Origin of the sequence: Faecalibacterium sp. DFI.5.82 (assembly GCF_029076575.1) — a bacterium.
GTDB classification, from domain to species: Bacteria; Bacillota; Clostridia; order Oscillospirales; family Ruminococcaceae; genus Faecalibacterium; species Faecalibacterium duncaniae.
The window spans coordinates 1-312 of sequence record NZ_JARFIS010000475.1; the positions used below are offsets into that span (position 1 = coordinate 1).

The following is a 312-nucleotide window of genomic DNA, read 5'->3' on the forward strand; positions in this document are numbered from 1 at the left end:
GTAAAGGGCATCCCGCAGGGCCTGCGGGGATGCTGCATGGCAGCGTCATCACGGCAGAAATGCCCGATGTCATGTGTTGGCTTGAGACTTTTGTCACATACAGAGTGCTGTGGCAGGGGTCTCTTTTTTCTTGCCCGGCATCGGAACACAAGGAGGAAAAATAAATATGGATCTTCTGAACACATTCGCCAGTCTCTTTTCCCATTTTGGGAATCTGACCTGGCAGATGGTGGTAATGTGGGGCATCGGTGCGCTGCTCATCTACCTTGCCATCGCCAAAAAGATGGAGCCGAGCCTGCTGCTGCCCATGGG

1 pseudogene is annotated in these 312 nt (G+C 53.5%); it reads left to right on the forward strand.

The features are described from left to right. Positions 1 to 166: 166 nt before the first annotated feature. Positions 167 to 312, forward strand: a pseudogene (locus P0G09_RS17490) (sodium ion-translocating decarboxylase subunit beta); the annotation flags it as partial.